At 32.5% G+C, this 20570-nt stretch carries 16 protein-coding genes; 12 read left to right on the top strand and 4 right to left on the bottom strand.

The features are described from left to right. Window positions 1–142: 142 nt before the first annotated feature. Together ACU68Y_RS04335 and ACU68Y_RS04330 are read left to right on the top strand one after the other, a co-directional pair. On the top strand, window positions 143–1303 hold the full coding sequence (locus tag ACU68Y_RS04335; RefSeq protein WP_446755394.1) for a GspE/PulE family protein: 1161 nt from the start codon (window positions 143–145) through the stop codon (window positions 1301–1303). Then, window positions 1293–2384 (top strand): type II secretion system F family protein, encoded by a 1092-nt coding sequence (locus ACU68Y_RS04330; protein WP_446755393.1) that lies wholly within the window; start codon window positions 1293–1295, stop codon window positions 2382–2384. Before ACU68Y_RS04335 ends, ACU68Y_RS04330 begins: the two co-directional genes overlap by 11 nt. Before the next feature lie 117 nt (window positions 2385–2501). Here ACU68Y_RS04330 and ACU68Y_RS04325 read toward each other — a convergent pair whose 3' ends face one another. Continuing rightward, window positions 2502–3560 (bottom strand): ABC transporter ATP-binding protein, encoded by a 1059-nt coding sequence (locus ACU68Y_RS04325; RefSeq protein WP_446755392.1) that lies wholly within the window; start codon window positions 3558–3560, stop codon window positions 2502–2504. Window positions 3561–3715: 155 nt separating this feature from the next. Here ACU68Y_RS04325 and ACU68Y_RS04320 point away from each other — a divergent pair, with 155 nt between their 5' ends. From ACU68Y_RS04320 to ACU68Y_RS04305, 4 genes are read left to right on the top strand one after another with little or no spacing between them, the layout of a single operon-like run. Then, window positions 3716–4948, top strand: coding sequence for an extracellular solute-binding protein (locus ACU68Y_RS04320; protein ID WP_446755391.1), 1233 nt, complete (start codon window positions 3716–3718; stop codon window positions 4946–4948). Between the two features lies 1 nt (window position 4949). Then, a complete protein-coding gene (locus ACU68Y_RS04315; RefSeq protein ID WP_304140357.1) occupies window positions 4950–5816 on the top strand; it encodes a carbohydrate ABC transporter permease in 867 nt (288 codons plus the stop codon). Beyond that, entirely contained in the window at window positions 5806–6630 is an 825-nt protein-coding gene (locus tag ACU68Y_RS04310) for a carbohydrate ABC transporter permease (RefSeq protein WP_446755390.1), read from the top strand. Before ACU68Y_RS04315 ends, ACU68Y_RS04310 begins: the two co-directional genes overlap by 11 nt. Continuing rightward, entirely contained in the window at window positions 6630–8306 is a 1677-nt protein-coding gene (locus ACU68Y_RS04305) for a DUF4091 domain-containing protein (protein ID WP_446755389.1), read from the top strand. Before ACU68Y_RS04310 ends, ACU68Y_RS04305 begins: the two co-directional genes overlap by 1 nt. A gap of 104 nt (window positions 8307–8410) precedes the next feature. On the opposite strand, the gene ACU68Y_RS04300 is transcribed toward ACU68Y_RS04305, so the two are convergent. Further along, window positions 8411–11311 carry an insulinase family protein gene (locus ACU68Y_RS04300; protein ID WP_446755388.1) on the bottom strand — a complete coding sequence of 967 codons (2901 nt, stop codon included), beginning with the start codon at window positions 11309–11311 and terminating at the stop codon, window positions 8411–8413. 171 nt (window positions 11312–11482) lie between these two features. On the opposite strand from ACU68Y_RS04300, the gene ACU68Y_RS04295 reads away from it, so the two are divergent. The 4 genes from ACU68Y_RS04295 (at window position 11483) to ACU68Y_RS04280 (ending at window position 15170) form a co-directional block, all read left to right on the top strand. Beyond that, window positions 11483–12244 (top strand): exodeoxyribonuclease III, encoded by a 762-nt coding sequence (locus tag ACU68Y_RS04295; RefSeq protein WP_002841429.1) that lies wholly within the window; start codon window positions 11483–11485, stop codon window positions 12242–12244. 9 nt (window positions 12245–12253) lie between these two features. After that, entirely contained in the window at window positions 12254–13099 is an 846-nt protein-coding gene (locus ACU68Y_RS04290; RefSeq protein ID WP_446755387.1) for an SDR family oxidoreductase, read from the top strand. Window positions 13100–13134: 35 nt separating this feature from the next. Further along, window positions 13135–14400 (top strand): dicarboxylate/amino acid:cation symporter, encoded by a 1266-nt coding sequence (locus ACU68Y_RS04285; RefSeq protein WP_004166912.1) that lies wholly within the window; start codon window positions 13135–13137, stop codon window positions 14398–14400. An 86-nt stretch (window positions 14401–14486) separates the two neighbouring features. Continuing rightward, window positions 14487–15170 carry a TVP38/TMEM64 family protein gene (locus tag ACU68Y_RS04280; protein WP_094225411.1) on the top strand — a complete coding sequence of 228 codons (684 nt, stop codon included), beginning with the start codon at window positions 14487–14489 and terminating at the stop codon, window positions 15168–15170. A gap of 97 nt (window positions 15171–15267) precedes the next feature. Here ACU68Y_RS04280 and ACU68Y_RS04275 read toward each other — a convergent pair whose 3' ends face one another. Together ACU68Y_RS04275 and ACU68Y_RS04270 are read right to left on the bottom strand one after the other, a co-directional pair. Further along, on the bottom strand, window positions 15268–16632 hold the full coding sequence (locus tag ACU68Y_RS04275; protein ID WP_446755386.1) for a UDP-N-acetylmuramoyl-tripeptide--D-alanyl-D-alanine ligase: 1365 nt from the start codon (window positions 16630–16632) through the stop codon (window positions 15268–15270). A gap of 2 nt (window positions 16633–16634) precedes the next feature. Continuing rightward, window positions 16635–17687 carry a D-alanine--D-alanine ligase family protein gene (locus tag ACU68Y_RS04270; RefSeq protein WP_094229446.1) on the bottom strand — a complete coding sequence of 351 codons (1053 nt, stop codon included), beginning with the start codon at window positions 17685–17687 and terminating at the stop codon, window positions 16635–16637. 173 nt (window positions 17688–17860) lie between these two features. On the opposite strand from ACU68Y_RS04270, the gene ACU68Y_RS04265 reads away from it, so the two are divergent. Both ACU68Y_RS04265 and ACU68Y_RS04260 read left to right on the top strand, forming a co-directional pair. Then, window positions 17861–20239 (top strand): glycogen/starch/alpha-glucan phosphorylase, encoded by a 2379-nt coding sequence (locus ACU68Y_RS04265; RefSeq protein ID WP_446755385.1) that lies wholly within the window; start codon window positions 17861–17863, stop codon window positions 20237–20239. Then, a complete protein-coding gene (locus ACU68Y_RS04260) occupies window positions 20226–20561 on the top strand; it encodes a thioredoxin family protein (RefSeq protein WP_004166991.1) in 336 nt (111 codons plus the stop codon). Before ACU68Y_RS04265 ends, ACU68Y_RS04260 begins: the two co-directional genes overlap by 14 nt. The last annotated feature ends 9 nt before the right edge of the window (window positions 20562–20570 follow it).

The raw sequence follows: 20570 nt of genomic DNA, 5'->3' as shown, positions 1-20570 counted from the left end.
ATTCTCCTTACCATTTTGATATAATTATACTATAAATTTGAAGGATGATATCTATAAAGTGATTATTGGAAACAAATAAAGGAAAGTTTAAATTTGTTTCCAAATTTTATTTGTTTTTTATTGTATATACAAGGAGACAACAATGGAAATCAACGATAATATTTTATTTGTAAATTCTATAATTGATGATGCAATCAAAAAAAATTCTAGCGATATTCACATTGAACCATTTGAAGAAAATGTCAGGATTAGATTTCGAATCAACGGAAGTTTGGTGGAATACAAAACTGTTGACAAGAGCATGCATTCAAAGATAATTACTAGAATTAAAATAATGAGCGAGCTTGATATTGCAGAAAAGAGGCTTCCACAAGACGGAAGAATTACATATACTTACGAAAATTCCAAGATAGATCTTAGAATTAGCATTATCAATACAATTCACGGGCAAAAATGCGTTATTAGAATTTTGAATCCAGAATCTTTTAAAATCGGTATGCAGAATCTCGGAATTTCTGAAAATGAACAAAAAATGATAGAAGGATTTACGAAATTTGAAAATGGTATGGTGCTTATTTGTGGGCCGACAGGTAGCGGTAAGACCACAACACTTTACACAATGTTAGAACAAGAAAATACAATCGATAAAAATATTATCACAATTGAAAATCCAGTTGAGTACAATATTTTTGGGATCAATCAAATTCAAATTAACGAAAAAATTGGCTTGAGATTTGACAATACGTTGAAGTTTGTACTTAGACAAGACCCTTCCGTAATAATGGTCGGAGAAATCAGAGATTTGGAAACTTCCAAGCTTGCAATCAGAGCGTCAATCACAGGCCACAAAGTATACTCCACAATTCACACTGACGACTGCTATCAATCGATAATTAGACTGATGGATATGGGAATTGAAGATTACATGATAAGAGCATCACTTAAAGTTGTCATCGCACAAAGATTGGTCAGAAAATTGTGCCCTCATTGTAAGAAAAAAGTCACACCAACCTCTGAACAAATGGAAATTTTTAGATCAAACGGGTTAAATCCAACTGAAATTTACGAGCCAGGAAATTGCGATGAATGCAGTTTGGGTTACGATGGGAGAATGGCTGTCATGCAAATATTAAAAATCGACGATGATCTGAGAAGTTTAATCAAAAAAGATATGAATTTGAAATCATTGAAAAAATACGGAGAAGAAAATAACATCGACAGTTTATTCAAAAAAGCACTAATTCAAGTAGCTCTTGGAAACACTTCATTTGATGAAGCGATGAGGTTGTATAATGAAGATTGACAGTTTATTAAAAGAAGACAGTGTATTAAAAAAAGAAATAAACTTCAAGGCTTCCAAGAAAAAACTGTTTTTGTTTTTGAGACAATTTTCAATTCTTTTGAATGCGAAGATTCCAATCATAGAAATAATCAATCTACTCAAGGAACAAAAAGAATTCAAACAATTAAAACCCAGCTTGGACAAAGTTTCTGAGAATTTGAATAACGGGATGAGCGTGTCGGAAAGTTTCTGTGGCGACAAAAATTTCGACATGTTTTTTACATCGATGATGAAACTCGGAGAAGAAAGTGGAAGGCTTGACAAAGTGGTCTACGATTTGAGCAAATACTACGAGAGAACCTACGATATCAACAAAAAAATTCAAAATGCAATGATTTATCCTATTATTTTGACTGTTACGGGAATTGTAATGTTGATATTTATGCTCAAAAACGTCATTCCAACATTCGTGGATTTGTTTGAAAGCTCTGACATGGTGCTACCTCTGTCTACAAGAATTCTAATTTCAGTATCAAATGCAATTAACGAAAAAGGATTATTGATTTTAATTTTTTTAGTTCTAATAATTGTGGGACTTATCATAGCTTATCGAAAAACAAAATTTGGATATTACCTGGACAAATTCAAAACGACAAATCCGATTTTTGGAAAACAAAGACAAATCGTAATCTCATCTGAAATTGCGAGAAGTTTAAGCATAACTCACAAAAACTCCATGACAATTCTTGATGGATTGATCATAATTCAAAAATCCATGAAAAACAAATACTACAAACAAGAACTTTCTGACATTTTCAAAGAAATAGAATCTGGAGAATTTACACTTGAAGAAGCCTTCAATAAAAGAAAAATAACGCCACAAGTGTTCAATTCAATGTTAAAAGTTGCAGAAAATACTGGAGAATTAGGAGATATTTTCGAGAAATTATCTGAATTTTACGACGGGGAAGTGGAATATGCAATTAAATCATTCATTAGCATATTAGAGCCAATGCTTATAATCTTCATGGCAATAATCGTTGGATTTATCGTAATATCCATCACAATTCCGATGTTTGATGTGATAAATTCGTTTAATTAAAAAACTGTGGTATAAAGTATTAACGCTCATGCACGAATATTATAGTCTAGATGCTGGTTCATGAGCGTTGAATATTCGCACTAAAAAAGAGGGCTACACAGCCCTCAAATTTTTATGCTAAATTGTCATTTCGTTTTCGACTCTTTTTTCTGTTTCAAAATCAAAGAACAACAAATCATTTTTGTCTACGTAGAATGTGTAAGATTCTCCAACTTTATAATCTTTGTTTTCGAAATCTTTTATTACGATGCTATTTTCAAGAAGAGAACCATACAAATATTGTTCAGAACCTAAGTTTTCTATGGCACTTAATGTCAAATCAAATTTGAATCCGTCTTTTTCATATGGTGATGCCTTTTCTGGTCTAAATGACATGTAAAATGGTTTTGGGTGAGCGAATTTGTAAGTGTTATCGCCAACAGTCAAATCACCATCAACTTTTACGAAATTAGTTGGTGCAGATCCAATGAAATCCGCAACGAATTTACAGTTTGGATTGTTGTAGATTTCGTCGCCATTTCCTACTTGAAGGATTTCTCCTTTTTTCATTACGACAATTTTGTCTCCCATTGTCAATGCTTCTGCTTGGTCGTGTGTTACATAAATAAATGTTTTATGTAATTTTGATTGTAAATTCGAGATTTCAGTTCTCATCTTCAATCTCAATTTGAAATCCAAGTTACTTAATGGTTCATCCATCAAGAAAGCATGTGGATGACGAACTATACATCTACCTAATGCAACTCTTTGTTTTTCACCACCAGAAAGCATGCTAGGTTTTTTTTCTAATAGGTGAGTGATGCCAAGAATTTCAGCCGCGTCTTTTACAGATTTATCGATTTCTTGTTTATCGATTTTTCTAAGTTTCAAAGGATATGCAATATTTTCATAAATTGTCATGTGAGGATACAATGCATAATTTTGAAAAACCATCGCCAAATCTCTGTCTTGTGGAGAAACATCGTTCATACGCTTTCCGTCAATTATAAGGTCTCCTTTGGTAATATCTTCAAGTCCTGCAATCATTCTCAATGTTGTAGTCTTGCCACAACCTGAAGGTCCAACGAAAACTATAAATTCTCCGTCATTCATTGTAAGATTAAAATCTTTTACGCTGTAATTTTCACCGTCGTAAGATTTGTAAACATTTTTTAATTCAATTTTATTATTTCCCATGTCCAACTCCTTTATTTACATTATAGCATTAAAAAATTTTAAAATACTAATTCATTTATAGAAATATCCTATAAATGAATTTTTTCATAGAGATTTAAATTTGGTTGTGGTAAAATCAAATTGAAATATAATATATAAATTGGAGGTTTTATATTATGAAGAAAAAATTTTTGGCAATTCTTTTAGTATTCGTACTATTCTTGTCAGCTTGTGGAAATAAAGCAGCTGATAATTCAAAAGATGCAAAAAAAGACGAAAACAAAAAAGAAGAAGTAGTAACAATTCACATGTTAGTTCCAGGATATGATCAAGGATATCTAAAAGAACAATTCACAGATGCTATTGGAAGATTTGAAAAAGAAAATCCAAACATCAAAGTTGAAGTTATCAGTGCTGGTTGGGAAGAATTAAACTCAAAAGTAGTTCAATTATACCAAGCAAAAAAAGCTCCTGATATTATGCTTTTAGGTTCAAGATCTTTGAGACAATTCTCTGAAAATGGTATCTTGGAAGATATGTCTTCAATGATGACTGACGAACAAAAAGCAGACTACATTGAAAACGTATTGAACACAGGTAAAGTTTCTGGAAAACAATTTGGTATTCCAATGGCATTATCTTCAAGAGGATTATTCTACAGATCAGATTTGATTAAAGAAGCTCCAAAGAACTGGGAAGAATTATTAAACGTAGCAAAAGAAAACACTAAGGGAAATATGAAGGGATTTGCAATTCCTACAGATTTAACTAGTGGTACTGATGAAATTCTTAACTTCATTTACCAAAACGGTGGTAAAATCGTTGACGAAAATGGTAACTTTGTTATCAATTCAAAAGAAAACGTAGAAACATTAGAATTCTTCAAAAAATTAGCAGCATACGTTCCAGATCCAGTATCTACAACAAGAAATGACCAATCAAAAATGTTTGTTAACAACGACTTAGCAATGTACATTTCTGGTGGTTGGGAAAAAGAAACAATGGACAAAGGCAAGGATAAAACTCCTTACAAAGTTGCAATGTTACCAGAAGGAAAACAAAAGGGAGTTACAATTGTAACTGACTCTTATACAATGAGTTCAATTTCTGAACACAAAAAAGAAGCTTTTGAATTTATTAAATTCATGGGCAAATTGGAAAATCAAAAAATCATAACTGCAGCTTATGGTTGGTTCCCAATTCTTCACAAAGAAGCTGAAGATCCAAAATATGATGATGAATTCAACAAACCAATGAAAGACATCATGGAATTTGGTACACCAGAACCACAAGTACCAAACTGGGATGATTTCAACAAGAGCTTCACAATTGCAGTACAAAAAGCTATGACTGGTCAATTATCTCCACAAGAAGCTTTGGATAATTGTCAAAAAGAATTAGCAAAGTAAAATGAAAAAATCAAAAATGTTACCATATTTATTATTACTACCATGCTTTTTGGTAGTAATAATTCTATATGGCTATCCTATGGTGTTGACGTTTATTAACTCTTTCAATAAAGTTAATTTACTTACAGGTAGTTCAGATTTTATAGGATTGGCGAATTACAAATCTATTTTTAATGATCCACAATTCTATAAAAGTTTATCAGTAACTGTGAAATACACAGTTATAACAGTATTTTTGAAAATATTTCTAGGTTTTTTACTTGCGTATTTATTATCTAGTAATATTTTTGCTAAAAAACAATTTAGATTTTTAGTTCTAATTCCTTGGGCTATTCCTCAAGTTGCAGTGTCAACATTGTGGAAATGGATATTAGATGGAAGATACGGTTATATTAACTACTTCTTTATGAAATTAGGAATTACTAAAAGTCCAATTTTATTTTTATCAGATCCTAATATTGCGTTATACTGTGCGGCATTTGTAGATGCATGGTTAGGAATATCTTTTGTATCAATGATGTTTTTGGCAGCGTTGGAACAAATTCCGACATCTTTGTATGAAGCAAGTGAAATAGACGGAGCGAACAAAACAAGACAATTCTTCGACATTACATTGCCGGGAATCAGACAAACATTTGTTACAATTTTGATTTTAGTAACTATTTGGACGTTTAATTCATTCAATGTAATTTATGTATTGACACAAGGTGGACCAATGAGATCTACAGAAACTTTGATAATCAAAATTTACCAAGAAGCTTTCAGTAGATTCAACATAGGTGCAAGTTCTGCGTTGACAATGATTGTAGTAGTTATTTTGTCGCTAATGACTTTTATTTATTCAAGGAGTATGTTAAATGAGAAATAAAAAGAATGTAAAAAGCACAATTATACTAACTATTATTGTAATTTTGTTGCTATTTCCAATAGTGATTTTGGTAAACTCATCATTGAAAACATACAACGAACTAATAACTTGGCCGCCGAAATTCTTCAATAGTTTTCATTTCGAAAATTACACAAATGTTTTGTCCGGTGACAAATCAATTCTCAGAGAATTTTTCAACAGTTTACAAATTTCTGTAATTACGATGTTGATTTGTATTTTAATAGGATCATTGGCAGCTTATTCTGTTACGAGATTTGATTTTAAAGGCAAAAATGCATTCATGAATATAATTCTTGTGACACAAATGTTTAGTTCCGTAATCATAGTCAATGCTATGTATATTATTTTTAGGAATTTCAATTTATTAGACACAAAATTGTCTTTGATTATAGCAACGACAACATCTTGTTTGCCAATGACTGTATGGTTGTTGCACTCGTATTTTTCACAAATTCCTATAGATTATGAAGAAGCATCTTGGATGGATGGGGCAAACAGATTACGAGGAATAAAAGATGTATTACTTCCTTTATGTTTTCCAGGAATCATAACTGCAGGATTGTTTGCATTTATAGCTGCATGGGGAGATTTGATTTATGCGAAATCATTTATAACTTCTCCAGAACTTAGAACAATATCATTGGCACTTACAGATTTCCAAGATTTGTACAAAACAACTTGGGAAACTCAAATGGCAGCTAGCGTTGTAGCTACACTTCCACCATTTATATTGTTCTTTATGATTCAAAAATATTTGATTAAATCAATGGTTTCACAAGGGGTGAAAGGTTAATGATTAGATTTATACCTTCAACAGTCAGACAAATCGGAATCTCTAAGAATAATTGCGATGAGATAAATGAAAAATTTGCCTTGAAAAACGAAGAGACTGCTGTTCAAGTTGAACTAGAGCTTCAACAAAAAACATGGATAAACCTTGATAAAGTAATGACTCTTCCTTGGGAAGGCGTAGTTGAGATGTATCGAATCGAAGTCAATTCTGATTGCGATTGTAAACTTAGTTTTGAAAAAGATGTTCTAGATGATGATTTGTGTTACAAAAAAGATGCAATTTTAAATAAAAGATCTGGATATCTTCCAAAAGGCTTCAACAATTTGTGGCTTGATTTAAAATCAGAAAGATCAGGAAGTCATGAAGTTAATATTAGAATTTTAAAAACTAGCTCATTTAATGATGAAGAGCTTGTTTATGAGAAAAGTTTTATGCTTGAAGTTTCAAATGTAGAAATGCCACAAGAAAATATTTTTTATCTTGATTTGTGGCAACATTTGTCATCTCTTGCGAGGGTTTACGATGTTGAATATTATTCTGATGAGCATTTCAAAATTATAGAAAACTTCATGAAGCCACTTGCAAAGGCTGGCCAAAAAGTTTGCGATGTGATTGTCAGCGATTATTCATGGGCAGGTCAAACATGCAGAATGATATATGATAATCAATCTAGCTTGTACGAATACAATATTTTAGGTTGCTTCATAGAAAACGGCAAATTAAAATTGGATTTTACAAACTTTGATAGATACATTGAGATTTGTCAAAAAGTTGGAATGTGCGACGAGATAGATATTTTCGGTTTGATTGGGAATTGGGACAGGAAGGATTTTTCTGTAATTTTAAAAGATTTCTGTGAACCAATAAAAGTTCGTGTGTACGACAAGGATTCGGGCAAGTTTACATTTATTAGAAATAAAGAAATGTATGCGGATTACATTGAACAGATTTTTAATCATTTGATTGAAAAAAATTTGTGGAGTATTACACGAGTAATGGCAGATCAACCAAAAAACACTACAGATGTGTGTGAATGTGAAGATTTGTTAAGAGAAATCCGCGAAGATGTCAAAATCAAGTACGCTATAATGGATGGAGAATTTTACGAAGATTTTACTGGCGATACAGAAAACTTTTCTATTATTTTGGATCAATATATTAGGGTTCAAAATGGCGATTTGAAAATGGCCGCTGAAGCTAATTTTCAAGACATGACATGGTATGTTTGCTGGACGCCATATAATTTGAATCAGTTTGTAAGAAGTCCTTTGATGGAATCGAGATTGGTAGGATACATGACTTACTTATTCGATATGAAGGGATTTTTGAGATGGAATTATTGTCTATTTCCTGATAGCGACGATTTTCGTTACAGACCAGATGTGTGGGCGTGCGGGGATATGTTCTTCGTTTATCCAGGAAAAGCTGGAGTGCCAGAAATTAGTTTGCGCTTGAAGCAATTAATGTATGGTAATTACGATTATTCGTTTTTGAGATATTGTGAATCCAAATTGGGACGAGATTATGTCTTAGATTTGGTAAAAGATTTTACAGGAGAAATCAGTGATTTGGCATACAATGAACCAACTCGAGAAATTTCTGGAGGATACAAGGACGATTACGATTTGATGGAATCCATCAAGAAAAAATTAGCATTAAAATTAGAAAATAAATAGGGCTGTGCGAACGGTCCTTTTTGTTTTGTGTAAAATGAGATATAAAAAAACAAACACTCGCGCTAAAAGTGCATGAGTGTTTGCTATTTTTTTAGTACTCAAATTTATTCTACGTTTATTATTTTGTCGAAAAGATCTGCATCTTCATCGATTTTTGTATCATTACCAACAACAACTAAGTGATTTTCTTTCATTGCTTTTTTGATTATATGAGCAAATTGTTTCAAATCATCTACTGTTGTGTGTAGCATGTTTTCAAGATAATTTTCGTAATCTTCAATAGTTCTTCCTGACAAATACATGTTTATCGAACGACTTCCTTTTGTGAATGTCGTCATAGGTGGGTTGAATTGGTTCACAGTTCCAATGATGAATTGTTTCATTTCTTTTTCATCGAAGCTCATGTTTTCGACAAATTTATCAATTTGATCGTAAATGTCGATTGTGTTTTTGATGTTAGGGTCTCTGTAGGAATATACATACAATATTCCATTCAAGCTAACGCTCATTCCAACTCCGTAAGCGCCGCCTTTTGCTCTGACTTCGTTGTATAAGAAAGAAGTGTTCAATATATTTGTCAACACAGTTATTTTGGAATTGTATTCAAATCCGTATTTTTTCAAATCAGCTGATTTTACTACGTAATTCACATTTGATGATGTCTTGTAAGCTTCTTTTAATTTGAAGAATTTTGTTGGAGAAGATTTGATGTTGATATCTTCTGTGTTCATTTTTGCAATCAATGATTTTTGTAATTTGGCGAAGAATTTGCTTGCAGAATCTTTTTCGTTGATAATGCTAACAATCATATCGTTTGAATTTACGATTTTTTCGTAGTAATCTTTTAATTTCTTCAAAGTGATGTCTGCTTTTTCATCGAAATCATTCAACACGTCGCACAATTTTTCGTAGTAACTAATTCCAGAACATTCATCTTCCAATACGCTTTTTTCTGAGAATGACGCCATCGATCTTGTCAATGCGAATTGGTTTCCTGCTTCAAGAATTCTCGTTTTATATTCTTGTTTCAAGTTTTGAAGTATGTTTTTGAATCTGTTTTTATCTTCGAATTTCACATTAAACAAGTATTCTTCCAAGATTTTAATACATTCGTCTTCTGTTTTTTCTATTGTTTTAAAACTAAACACAAAATTAGTTTTCAAATCTTCGCTATTTTTCGTATTACTCAAATGAATAGCAGTGAATATTCCACCTGATGCAAGATATGTTTGAGTGTATAATTTCTTGTAATCGTAATTTGTAGTATCGCTTAGTCCGATATAATCGGATAGAAGTGACAAATAGAAGTAATCTTTTTGCGAGAACTTCGACAAATCAAACATAAATGATGCGTAGTGAATGTTTGATGTGAATAGATTTGGATTTAAGAATGTGTAGTTGTCGATTTTCTTTTCGATTCTTTCCACATCTTCAAGTTTTGCGTCAATATCGGAAAGTTCCAATGTTGGAATAGTGTCTTTTTGTTCTTTTGTGTCTTCTTCTGATTGAAATTGTTCCAAGTTTTTGTTCAAATCTACTAATTCATTCAATTCTTCATCGGACAAACTTTCCTTGTATTGTTTTAATTTTTCCTTAACTTCGTTGTCTTTTTTCAAATTAAGACCTGGTGTTGCCTTCAAAGAAAGTATCAATTTGAAATTGTTGTTTAATAATTTTTCTTCGATGAATTTTTCGTAGTAATCTGTATCGATTAATTTTCTGCATTCTGCAAGAGTTTCTGAGAATTGCAATTGGTCGTAGTAGCTATCTGAGTACATGAAACTTAGAGCTGATTTTAAGAAATAGATAACTCCTTTTGTGTGGAAACTTCCTGCTTCTTTCAAATCGTATTCTAATTTGTTAAGAGTAGAAGTGAGTTCGTCCTTGTCGATTCCGTTTTTCACGATGTTTTCTAATTCTCGTTTAACTAATGCTTCAAATTTTTCAGTGTTTTTTACATCTGAGTTCTCAGCGATAACACCCATTGTGATTTCTTGGCCGTAAGATGATACGTTTTCTACAGATTCACAGATGTTTTCTTGCAATAATTTTTCTTTGATTATCGCAGATTCGTTGGAGAACAATACATCACTTAAAATAGTTGAAACAAATGCATCTTTTACATTTGTGATGTGTCCGACATTTGCTGCATAAACCAATACATCTTTTCCGTCAGGATTTTCATCTTTTGATATATTGTATTCGACTTGGACTTTCTTAGCCTTTTCAAATGGTTTTTGGTAAGGAATTTCTGAGTCGATTTTTTTGTAATCATATTCATCCAAATATTCTGACAAATGATCCAATTCTTCTTCGATATTTCCATTTCCATAAAAATAAATGAACGAATTTGATGGGTGGTAGTATTTGTCGTGGAATTCCAAGAATTTTTCGTAAGTTAAATCTGGAATGTTGTAAGGATTTCCGCCCGATGAATGTGCATAAGTTGTGTCTGGGTACAAATATTTGAACAATTCATCGAAAATAATCGTATAAATTGAACTGTAAGAACCCTTCATTTCGTTGTACACTACACCATTGTATTTGATATCATCATTTACATTTTTGATTTCGTAGTGCCATCCTTCTTGGTAGAAAATATTTTTCTTTTCGTAAACAATTGGATTAAATACTGCATCCAAATAAACGTCCACGAGATTTTTGAAATCCTTGGCGTTACGACTTGCTACTGGATAGCAAGTTTTATCTGGATAAGTTATCGCATTCAAAAATGTTTGTAGCGAAGATTTTACCAAATCCATAAACGGTTCACGAGTTGTGTATTTTTTGGATCCATTTAATACAGAGTGCTCCATTATGTGAGCGACACCTGTACTATCTTGAGGAATAGTTTTAAAAGCAATTGAAAATACTTTGTTTTCATCATCGTTAGAAAGCTTCAAAACTTTTGCTTTTGTCTTTTCGTGTTCGAAAAGAAATGCAGTAGAATTGATGTCTGACAATTCTCTTGTATCTATTAATTTAAAATTTTTATAATCTTGCATAAAAATCTCCTTTTTTCTTTTTAATATATTATATCAAATTGAGAAAACTTAACAAAATCACAATTTATTAAATTTTCGTTTATTTGGGTATAAATAATTGTTAGAAAAATTTACAAATATAAGTCACAAAACTGTATATGATATAATAAATAACAAATAAGAGGTGAGTATATGAAATTAATATCATGGAATGTTAACGGATACAGAGCCGTTATGAAAAAAGGATTTATGGATGCTTTCAATAGTTTGAATGCGGATATTTTTTGTTTACAAGAAATCAAAATGAAAGAAAATCAAATGACTGACGAAATGAACATTGAAGGTTATCACAGATATTCTTATTCTGCAAACAAGGCTGGTTATTCTGGAACTTTGGTTTACACAAAAGTTGAGCCAATTGGAGTAAGTTATGGGATTGGAATTGATGAACACGACACTGAAGGACGTGTGATTACTTGCGAATACGAAGATTTTTTCTTGGTGAATGTCTACACTCCAAACTCTAAACAAAAACTAGAACGCTTGGATTATAGAATGGTGTGGGAAGATGAATTTCACAATTATTTGAATATTTTAAGGGACAGAAAACCTGTAATTGTGTGTGGAGATTTGAATGTCGCTCACAATGAAATTGATTTGAAAAATCCACAATCAAACAGGCGTTCAGCAGGATTTACCGACGAAGAAAGAAATAAAATGTCACTTTTATTGAATGACGGATACATCGACACATTCAGATATTTTTATCCAGATAAAACTGATGAGTATTCTTATTGGTCGTATTTTGCAAAGGCGAGAGAAAGAAACGCTGGTTGGAGAATAGATTATTTCTTGGTTAGCGATGATTTGAAGGACAATCTTGTTGATGCGAAAATTCACCAAAGCATAATGGGATCAGACCATTGTCCAGTTGAATTGGAAATAAATTTTTAAGGAGAGATTATGAGTAGAAATAGAATTTGGATAAGTGGAGCAGATGGAAAAATCGGAAAAGTTTTACAGAAATATTTGGATCCATTTGAAGATGAGGTATTGGCAACTGACAAATACATCGTAGACATTGTAAATTCCGATGAAACTTCTATATTTGCAAGAAGAAACAGACCGAATATAATCATCAATTGTTCTGCATTAACAGATCCTGTATTGTGTCAAGAAAATCCTGACGAGGCTTTCAGAGTAAATGCTTTGGGCGCGAGAAACATGGCGGTTGCAGCGAATACTGTAGATGCAAAAATAATTCACATGTCTGCAGATGATGTTTTCAGTGGACAATCTAGAAGTGCATACAGAGAATACGACACTCCACATCCTACGACAATGTATGGTAAAAGCAAATTGATGGGAGAAAATTTCGTAAGAGAATTCAGCGTGAAACATTTTATTTTGAGAACTAGCTGGTTATTTTCACCAGTAAATCACAGAGTAGAAGACATTATAAAAGAAGCAATTCAAACAGGAAAAGTTTATGTTCCTAAAGCACAATATTCTTCTCCAACAAGTGCATATCAATTAGCAGAATTTATAGTAAAATTGATGTCTACTTACGATTATGGAATTTATCATGCATCATGCGAAGGTGTTGCTAGTAGAAAAGAATTTGCAGAAGAAATCTTGAAAATAAAAGGAATTAATGCAGAAGTAATAGAAGATGAGAATTTGAGAGTAGAAGGCCACAGACCAGATTTTACAGCTTTGGAAAACTTCTTATTGAACACTTCACAAATTTACAAATTCACAGATTGGCAAACTTCTTTGAAAAAATATATAGAAAAAAACAATTTGTAATGCAAAATGAATTTTAAGAAAAAGGAAAGATATTTATGAAACAAAAGAAAAAAATGGGACTTACAACTCAAATTTTCATAGGATTATTTTTAGGGTTGTTTGTCGGAATAATTTTTAATCTATTTGTTCCTTCATCATATATAAAAGATACAATTTTGGTAAATGGTGTATTTGATGTACTGGGACAAGGATTTATTAGATTAATGCAAATGCTCGTGGTTCCATTGGTGTTCTTCTCACTTGTAACTGGTGCGATGAGCATGGGAGATACTAAAAAACTAGGAAAAATAGGAGTTAAAACACTTGTGTTTTATTTGTTCACAACTGCCTTGGCGATAACGTTGGCGCTATTATTGGCATCATTTATCAAGCCTGGAGTTGGAATTGATCTTACCAAAGTAAGTCAAGCAGCAGAGGCCAATCCTGCACAAGCTGTTTCACTAAAAGATACTGTATTGAATTTAATTCCTACAAATCCAATTCGAGCGATGTCTGAAGGAAATATGTTGCAAATAATTTTCTTTGCACTCTTAGTTGGAATTATTTTGGCGAATTTGGGAGAAAAAGCACACAACGTTGCAAATATTTGCGAAGAGTTCAACGACATCATGATGGATATGACTATGATTGTAATGAAGTTTGCACCAATTGGTGTATTTGCACTTATTACAAAAACATTCGCAACTTTGGGATTATCTGCAATATTCTCTATGTTAAAGTACATGCTCACAGTAGTTTTAGGATTGGGACTTCAACTTTTATTAGTGTACATGGTTTTATTGACGATTTTTGCGAAAGTAAATCCATTCAAATTCTTGAAGAAATTTTTCCCAGTTTTGGGATTCGCATTCTCCACATCATCTTCAAATGCAACAGTGCCAATGAACATAAACAAATTGGAAGAGCTTGGAGTTAGTAGAAAAATTTCTTCATTCACAATTCCACTTGGAGCGACTATCAACATGGACGGAACTGCAATCATGCAGGGAGTTGCGGTAGTATTTGCAGCGAACGCTTACGGAATGCAATTAACTCCACAAAATTTCTTGACGGTAATTGCTGCAGCGACACTTGCATCGGTAGGTACTGCGGGAATTCCATCTGTTGGGTTGATAACTTTATCCATGGTATTTAATTCAATTGGACTTCCGATTTCTGCGATTGCAATGATAATGGGAATAGATAGAATTTTGGATATGATTAGAACAGCGATAAATATCACAGGAGATGCTGTGTGTACAGTCATCGTCGCTAATAGTTCTGGTGAAGAATATTTCGACAAAGAAAAATTTAATTCGTAAATTATAATAAATGATAAACACTTATAGAATATTTCAATAAGTGTTTATTTTTTTATTTGATATAATGAATATAAGGAGGGGTAATTTTGAAATTAGAAAATAAACATATCAAAAAAATTGTCGTTATTCTCATTGTGGTTCTTGCATTTGTATTTATCAAACCACTCAGAGAAGGCGTGACTAACATGTCCAAAGCTTTTAAAGACCTTGAAAGTGTAAAAGCGTACATCAGATCGTTCGGAAAGACTGCGGTTATAATTTCATTCTTGATGATGATTCTTCAATCAATTGCAGCACCAATTCCAGCATTTTTTATTACATTTTCTAATGCAGCAATTTGGGGATGGGTCAGAGGAAGTATATTGTCTTGGACATCTGCAATGGCAGGAGCAGCTCTTTGTTTTGGAATTGCAAGATTTTTGGGAAGAGATATTGCAGAAAAATTTGCCACAAAAGGAGCATTGAAGGAAGTAGAAGGATTCTTCGACAAGTATGGCAAGAACGCTATTTTGGTTGCAAGATTATTGCCATTCGTTCCATTTGATCCTATAAGCTATGCAGCGGGATTGACTCCGATGGGATTTTGGGAATTTTTCATCGCGACAGGAATCGGACAACTTCCAGCTACATTGATTTATTCTTATGCAGCAAGCAAATCCACAAATCCATCTACATGGGTAAAAGGACTTATAATTTTATTTGGAGTGTTTGCGCTTGGAATGTTGATGAAGAGAATTTATAACGATAAACAAGCAAAGAAAAATATATAAAAAAGAAAACCTCAAACTTTCCTAGAAATAAACAAGCCCTTATGCAAATTTTTACATAAGGGCTTGTTATTTTTTTCTATAATTTAAAATTTTGATGTTAAATTTCTTTTATTTGTTCGACTAATTTATCGAATTGCATTGCATGAGATGCTTTTACTAAAACTAATGTGTTGTCCACGATTAATTCTTGTAATTTTTCAAGCAATTCTTCTTTTGTTTCAAAGTAGAACACTTTATCTTCTGCAAAGTTTGTTCGTGCTCCTTTGATTATGTTTTCAGCTAATGGTCCAGTTGCCAATACGTAGTCGATTTTTTCTGGATTGATTGATTTTCCGATATTTTTGTGAAGAGTTATTTCGTTGTCTCCAAGCTCTAGCATATCACCTAATACGGCGATTTTTCTAGAATAGCCGTGCAATCCATAAGCTGTTTCTAGGCAGCTTGTAAGTGATTGTGGATTTGATTTGTAACTGTCGTTTAAAATATGGAATTTGTCTAGTAGGATAAGTTCGTTTCTCATTCCAGTTAATTCGATATTTTTAAGTCCTTTTGCAATATCAGAATAATCCAATCCCATAAGTTCAGCTACTATTATTGACATTGTAGCGTTGTACATTTGATGATGTCCCAACAATTCTATGTTGAACACATGATCGTTGATTGAAAAAGTCGATCCTGTTTCATCAGCTTTGATCATTTCCATTCTATAATCGCTTTCTGGTTTTATTCCAAAAGTTATGGTTTTTTCTGGTAATTTGTATTCTTGCTTTACTTCTCTAAGAATTGGATCGTCATTATTTAAAATAAATATTCCATCTTCTTTTAATCCTTCAAGGATTTCGAATTTCGCTCTTGCAATGTTTTCTTTTGTTTTCAAATTCAATAGGTGACTGTCGCCAATGTTTGTAATCATTGCGATGTCAGGATGCGCGATGTTTGTCAATTGTCTGATTTCTCCGAAATTTTCAGTTCCCATTTCAAGGACGGCAACTTCTGTATCATCGTCTATATCAAATATCGTCTTGGACAATCCAATTTCATTGTTGTAATTTTTTTGTGTCTTAACTACTTTGTATTTTTCTTTTAATAAAGAACTCATTATATCTTTTGTAGTTGTTTTTCCGTTGGATCCAGTGATTGCGATTACCTTGCAGTCCAAGCTGCTGATGTAACCTCTAGCTAAATCCATCATGAATTCTTTAGTATTGTCTACTTCGATTACAGGATAATCGTTGATATTTCTGTAATCTCTGTTAACTACACAGCAAGATGCGCCCTTTTCGAAAGCCATCTCTATGTAATTTTGTCCATCGAAATTATCTCCTCTAAGAGCGATGAACATATTATCTTTTTGAATAGTTCTTGTATCTGTTGAGATACCTTTTACCATTATATCATGGTATTTTTCATTTATAATTGTGTTAGTAAGTTCTGTTATTGTTTTTAAATTTCTTGTTAACATATTTACCTCTCTAACTTATATGCTTTATTTTTTTCATATTCTTCAACAGCCAAACCAATCAAGTTGTCGAATACTTCTGAAACACTCATATCGTTAGTGCATTTCCACAAAACTGGAAACATTGAATGTGGAGTTAGTCCTGGTACTGTATTGATTTCGTTCACCCAAAGTTCGTTGTCTTTTACGAACATATCAACTCTTGAAAAGCCTGACAAACTCATTAATTTGTACACTTTTTCTGCCAAATGTCTTGCTTTTAATTCTAACTTTTCATCCATTGGAAATGGTGTAAGCATTTCTGTTTTTGAATCGTTGTATTTTGCATCGTAATCGAAAAACTCTACATCGTGTATTTGGTATACACCCGGACGTGATGCAACAGGATTATCATTGCCCATAACCGCGATTTGAAGTTCAGGGCCTATGATTTCTTCTTCAACTAAAATTCTTCTGTCGTATTGGAATGCGTTTTGAATTGCTTTTTCCAATTCTTCTTCTGTTTCTGCTCTCATAACGCCAACTGATGAACCGGCATTACATGGTTTCACATAAACAGCCTTGGATGTTTTTTCGAAAATTTCTTTCAAATTGTAATCGTCGTTTTTGCAAAGTACGACGTATTTTGCTTGAGGAATTTTGTTCAATTCGAAAATATCGTTAGTGTATCCCTTGTCCATGCATAACGCAGAACCCAACACATTACATCCTACAAATGGCAAATCCAAAACTTTTATGAAACCTTGGATAGTTCCATCTTCGCCGTAACTTCCGTGAATTGCAGGAAATATTACAGTGTTTTCAGGGTTGATTTTACTGATACAATCGCTGACAGATTCTATTACTGAAAGATCAGTGTCAAGAATCAATTCTTCGTCGGATTTTATTTCTTCAGTTATGTTTTCTTTCATTATAAATTTTTTATCGCGGCGAACGAAAATCGCATTTACGTTGTATTTTTCTTTTGATAAATTATTTATTAATGTTCTAGCACTTGTAATACTTACTTCGTGTTCAGTACTAGGACCGCCATATAATACATATATATTTTTTTGCATAATTTTTGTCCTTTCTTGTGACTCATTAATATATTACTATAACTAAAACATTATATCAATAAATTAGAAAAATGTATCATTTTTGTTGATTTTTATAAAAAAACAATACAAATTTAATAGGACTATTTCACAAATGTGGTAAAATATAGTTGAGCTGAGAATAGGAGGATTTTATGGAAAAGGAAGAATTTTTGTTGCAATTTGAAAAAATTTTATTTAATATGTTCGGGAAAGATTTGAAAACTTCAACTAAAAAAGAAAAATACATAGCTTTTTCGAAAATAATAATGAACGAATTGGCGGATGATTGGAAGAAAACTTCTGACAAACACAAACATATTAGAAATGCCTACTATTTTAGCGCAGAATTTTTGATAGGAAGATCTTTGGGAAACAACTTGTTGAATATGGGATTGGATGAAAAATATTCACAAATTTTAAAAGAATTGGACATCGACATCAATGATTTGGAAATTCAAGAAGAAGATGCAGCTTTGGGTAACGGTGGATTAGGAAGACTTGCAGCGTGTTTCATGGAAAGCGCAGCGAGCTTGGATTATCCGTTGACAGGTTACGGCGTTAGATATCGCCAAGGACTTTTCAAACAATATTTTCACAACGGATTTCAAATGGAAGTCGGAGACAATTGGACATTGGACAAGGATCCTTGGTCAAGACGTGTTGAATCTGAATCCAAAATCATTAGATACAAAAACCAAGTCGTAAAAGCAGTTCCTTATGATATGCCAGTTGTAGGTTACAAAAACCATGTTGTAAACACTTTGAGGTTGTGGCAGGCGGAATGTGATGACGGATTTGATTTTCAAAAATTCAATAATTTTCAATACGACGATTCAGTAAAAGAAAAAAATAGAGCAGAAGATATTACGAGAGTTTTGTATCCGAATGATATCCAAAGACCTGGTAAAGTTTTAAGATTAAAACAACAGTATTTTTTCAGTAGCGCATCTATTCAAGATATAATCGAAAAATACGAGAAAAATTTTCCGAATGATGTAAATTTTGAAGATTTTGCAAAATACAATACAATTCAATTAAATGACACACATCCTGTTATGGCTATACCTGAAATGATGAGAGTGTTGATGGATGACAAAAAACTTTCTTGGAAACAAGCTTGGAATATTACAAGCAATGTCTTCAATTACACTAATCACACGATTTTACAAGAAGCAATGGAAAAATGGAATGTCGATGTTGTAGAAGAGGTGAGTCCTAGAATTATGGATATTATCACTGAAATCGATAAGAGATTTGTAAGTGATTTGGTGGGATTGTATTATTCTGTGGATAGAATCGACAATCTCAGAATAGTGAAGGACAATACTGTTAACATGGCACATTTAGCGATATTAACTGCCGTAAAAATTAACGGTGTTGCGAAAATTCACACAGAAATTTTGAAAAATGATACATTAAAACCATGGCACGATTTGTATCCGGATAAATTTGTCAACAAAACAAATGGAATTACTCCAAGACGTTGGTTGTTTTATGCAAATCCAGAATTAACACAATACATTACAGAACTTTTGGGAGAAGATTGGAAGACGGATTTGACGAAATTAAAAGAACTTGAAAATTTCCAAGATGATGACAGTGTTTTGGATAGATTAATGGAAATCAAACTTCACAATAAAATCAGACTCAAAAAATACATCAAAGAGCATGAACAAATCGATGTGGACGAGAACTCGATTTTCGATATACAAGTGAAAAGACTTCACGAATATAAGAGACAATTGTTGAATGCATTTCATATTTTGAATTTATACTACAAGATTAAAAATAATGAAATAACAGATATTCCAAAACAAACATATATTTTCGGAGCGAAAGCTGCACCTGGTTATTTCAGAGCAAAAGCTATTATAAAATTCATCAATGAAGTTAAAAATCTCGTGAACAACGACGATGTTGTCAGCAAATACATCAAGGTCGTTTTCTTGGAAAACTTCAATGTATCCATCGGAGAATTGGTGTATCCTGCAGCAGATGTGAGTGAGCAGATTTCAACTGCGGGAAAAGAAGCATCGGGAACTGGTAACATGAAGTTTATGTTAAACGGAGCATTGACTGTGGGAACTTACGACGGTGCAAACATCGAGATTTTCAATCACGCAGGTGAAGACAACAACTTCCCATTTGGAGCGACTGTTGATGTGTTAAATTCCATCAGAGAAACTTACAATCCAGTTGAGTATTATTATAAGGATGAAAACATCAAACGAGTTGTGGATACTTTGCTAAGCGATTTGATCAATGATAGTGGATCGTTTATGTTCTTGGATATTTACAATTCACTTGTTAACAGAGATTCTTCATTTAAATTGGATGAATATTATGTGTTAAAAGATTTCAACGATTATGAACAAATTCACGAAAAGATTTTACAAACTTACTCCGATAAGAAAAAATGGGCGAAGATGAGTTTGATGAACATCGCTAATTTCGGGGAATTTTCATCTGATAGAACGATAAAAGAATATGCAGAAGAGATTTGGAGGATAGTACCAAATGAAAAAATTTAAAAAGAGTGACATCAACTCTAAGGTATTTAACAAAGGAAACAAGATTTTATTTTTCGAAGCGGACGGGATTTGCCCTTGTATTCCGGCGAAAAATGATTTGGAAGACATTGAAAAATCCTTCCAAGGAGAGATTGAATTTTACGAATATACAGCAAAAAAAGTCAAGGAAATAAACAAAGATGAGATAATCACACATTACGAAGCTTTGCCGCTACCTACGACTTTGTTTATAAAAGATGGCAAAATCATAGATAGACTTGTTGGAGATAATTCAAAATCAACATATAGAAATTACGCAAATAAGTTATTGGACGAAAAATAGGAGATAGTA

This window comes from Finegoldia sp. P1-F-LS, from assembly GCF_052932205.1.
Note: the sequence above shows the minus strand (reverse complement) of the source record. Positions and strands in the feature narration are given on the sequence as shown.